General features: G+C 53.2%; 1 tRNA gene and 2 rRNA genes. All 3 read left to right on the forward strand.

Annotation, left to right across the window (positions count from 1 at the left end):
- Nucleotides 1-519: 519 nt before the first annotated feature.
- Nucleotides 520-3,364: ribosomal RNA gene (locus ACR0AP_RS20710) — 23S ribosomal RNA — on the forward strand.
- Between the two features lie 226 nt (nt 3,365-3,590).
- A 5S ribosomal RNA gene (gene rrf / locus ACR0AP_RS20715) occupies nt 3,591-3,705 on the forward strand.
- A 52-nt stretch (nt 3,706-3,757) separates the two neighbouring features.
- Nucleotides 3,758-3,834, forward strand: a tRNA-Met gene (locus ACR0AP_RS20720).

Here is a 3,834-nt window from a genome sequence, read left to right on the forward strand (position 1 = left end):
GGAATGCTGAGATGTCTGTTCTTAACAGACTATGGTGTGCGACCGCGCATTCTCTTCGAGAATACGCTGCCTCGCACCCAAACGATCTCCTCCGGAGATCATTTGACATCGTATAGAGAGAAATCAATCAACACTGTTTGATCGCGCCGAGTGTGGCGCTGATCTCGGTCGTTTCCATCATCTGATGGACGGCACGGTTTGGGTCTAGCCGGCCCTGTCTCGTGTATCGCGACTGAAAAGAACAGAGTTGTCCAAGTCAAATATACTAACCCGAGCGACCTGCGTTGATCAGCTGCACGGCTGGGAGACCATATGGGGTTGCTCAATTGTCCTCGTCCAAGTGGCGGGGGCGGGAAATGTATGTTTTTGGTTCAGAAGAACGATCGCCTTTAGTTACCAGCTGGGCGGTCTCGATCGACATAGTCGAAGCCTGCAGGCCGAAAGGCCGAAAGGCTTCACGCGCTCAAGTAGCCGAACAGGCGGTAGCGCAACATGTTATGTCTTTCTTTTTCTGGATCAAATCAAGCGCGAGAAGGGCGTTTGGTGAATGCCTTGGCAGCAAGAGGCGATGAAAGACGTGATACTCTGCGATAAGCCATGGGGAGCTGAGAATAAGCTTTGATCCATGGATTTCTGAATGGGGCAACCCACCTGAATGTTTGTTATTGTTGGCACAGCTGATCAATAATGAGCATGAGCAGGTACTTAAGACCTGAATACATAGGGTTTTAAGAGCAAACCCGGGGAACTGAAACATCTAAGTACCCGGAGGAAAGGAAATCAATTGATACTCCCCTAGTAGTGGCGAGCGAACGGGGACCAGCCGAGCCGTGAGTGTGAATAGAACCTGTTGGGAAGCAGGACCATAGAGGGTGACAGTCCCGTATATGAAGCATGATCGGACGTATTAAGTAGGGCGGAACACGTGAAATTCTGTCTGAAGATCGGAGGACCACCTTCGAAGGCTAAGTACTCCTTGCTGACCGATAGCGAACCAGTACCGTGAGGGAAAGGTGAAAAGCACCCCGACGAGGGGAGTGAAACAGTACCTGAAACCGAACGCCTACAATCAGTCGGAGCCTCCTTGCGGGGTGACGGCGTACCTTTTGTATAATGGGTCATCGACTTGGTCTCACGAGCAAGCTTAAGCCGTTAGGTGTAGGCGTAGCGAAAGCGAGTCTTAATAGGGCGCATGAGTTCGTGGGATCAGACCCGAAACCGAGTGATCTAGGCATGGCCAGGTTGAAGGTAAGGTAACACTTACTGGAGGACCGAACCCACATCCGTTGAAAAGGATCGGGATGAGCTGTGCCTAGGGGTGAAAGGCCAATCAAACTCGGAGATAGCTGGTTCTCTGCGAAATCTATTTAGGTAGAGCGTCATCCGAATACCCCGGGGGGTAGAGCACTGGATGGGTAATGGGGCCCCACAGGCTTACTGATCCTAACCAAACTCCGAATACCCGGGAGTACTAGATGGCAGACACACTGCGGATGCTAACGTCCGTAGTGGAGAGGGAAACAACCCTGACCTACAGCTAAGGCCCCCAATTCATGGCTAAGTGGGAAAGCAGGTGGGACGACCAAAACAACCAGGAGGTTGGCTTAGAAGCAGCCATCCTTTAAAGATAGCGTAACAGCTCACTGGTCTAAACAAGTTGTCCTGCGGCGAAGATGTAACGGGGCTCAAGCCATGAGCCGAAGCTTAGGATGCCGTAAGGCATGGTAGCAGAGCGTAGTGTGACATAGAACTCATCCGTATTTGCATCTGTGTTGTGTAACAGCAGCGGGATGTAATGACGGATCGAGTTCTTTCGATGAAGCCGGCCTGTGAGGGATCCGGTGGAGAGATCACTAGTGAGAATGATGACATGAGTAGCGACAAAGAGTGTGAGAGACACTCTCGCCGAAAGTCCAAGGGTTCCTGCTTAAAGCTAATCTGAGCAGGGTAAGCCGGCCCCTAAGCCGAGGCCGAAAGGCGTAGGCGATGGGAACTAGGTTAATATTCCTAGGCCAGGAGGATGTGACGGATCACAGGTGTAGTTCAATCTTATCGGATTGATTGGGCTGCTGAGTGGTTCCTGGAAATAGCCCTCCATCAGACCGTACCCTAAACCGACACAGGTGGACTGGTAGAGCATACCAAGGCGCTTGAGAGAACGATGTTGAAGGAACTCGGCAAAATACCTCCGTAAGTTCGCGAGAAGGAGGCCCGGTTCCTAGGCAACTAGGGGCTGGGGGCACAAACCAGGGGGTGGCGACTGTTTATTAAAAACACAGGGCTCTGCGAAGTCGCAAGACGACGTATAGGGTCTGACGCCTGCCCGGTGCCTGAAGGTTAAAAGGAGAGGTGAGAGCCTTGAATTGAAGCCCAGGTAAACGGCGGCCGTAACTATAACGGTCCTAAGGTAGCGAAATTCCTTGTCGGGTAAGTTCCGACCTGCACGAATGGCGTAACGACTTCCCCGCTGTCTCCAACATCGACTCAGCGAAATTGAATTGCCTGTCAAGATGCAGGCTTCCCGCGGTTAGACGGAAAGACCCCGTGCACCTTTACTACAGCTTCGCACTGGCATCAGGATTGTGATGTGCAGGATAGGTGGTAGGCTTTGAAGCGGAAACGCAAGTATCCGTGGAGCCTCCCTTGAGATACCACCCTTCGCACTCTTGATGTCTAACCGCGGTCCGTTATCCGGATCCGGGACCCTGCGTGGCGGGTAGTTTGACTGGGGCGGTCGCCTCCTAAAGCGTAACGGAGGCGCGCGAAGGTTGGCTCAGAGCGGTCGGAAATCGCTCGTTGAGTGCAATGGCAGAAGCCAGCCTGACTGCAAGACTGACAAGTCGAGCAGAGTCGAAAGACGGCCATAGTGATCCGGTGGTCCCGAGTGGAAGGGCCATCGCTCAACGGATAAAAGGTACGCCGGGGATAACAGGCTGATACTGCCCAAGAGTCCATATCGACGGCAGTGTTTGGCACCTCGATGTCGGCTCATCTCATCCTGGGGCTGGAGCAGGTCCCAAGGGTACGGCTGTTCGCCGTTTAAAGAGGTACGTGAGCTGGGTTTAGAACGTCGTGAGACAGTTCGGTCCCTATCTGCCGTGGGTGTAGGAGACTTGAGAGGAGTTGCCCCTAGTACGAGAGGACCGGGGTGAACGATCCACTGGTGGACCAGTTGTCGTGCCAACGGCAGTGCTGGGTAGCTATGATCGGACAGGATAACCGCTGAAGGCATCTAAGCGGGAAGCCCCCCTCAAAACAAGGTCTCCCTGAGGGCCGTGGAAGACCACCACGTCAATAGGCCGGAGATGTAAGCGCAGTAATGCGTTCAGTTGACCGGTACTAATCGCCCGATAGGCTTGATTTGATCCAGTAATGGAAAGACACCCACCGCCTCAAGTAGCGAAGCGGTAGGCGAAATCAAAAAGCCAAAAACATACACACCTTGAACATGGACAGCGCGTGCCAACGCAAACGGCACTGTTGATTGATTACACAACCGAGTGGCACCGCGCATTTGCTTCACAAATACGCTGCCTGCCACCCGTCGCTTTTTTGCAAAGCAAAAACAGCGACATGGGGATTTTCCTCGGTTTGGTGGTCATAGCGCAAGTGAAACACCCGGTCCCATCCCGAACCCGGAAGTTAAGCACTGCCGCGCCAATGGTACTTGGGCTTAAGCCCCGGGAGAGTAGGTCACCGCCAAACCTAGCAAAATCCCCAAGTCTCTCTAACACGATGAAAACAAATCTGACTCTGACGCGGGATGGAGCAGCCCGGTAGCTCGTCAGGCTCATAACCTGAAGGTCGTAGGTTCAAATCCTACTCCCGCAACCA

This window comes from Ruegeria sp. AF7, from assembly GCF_056541885.1.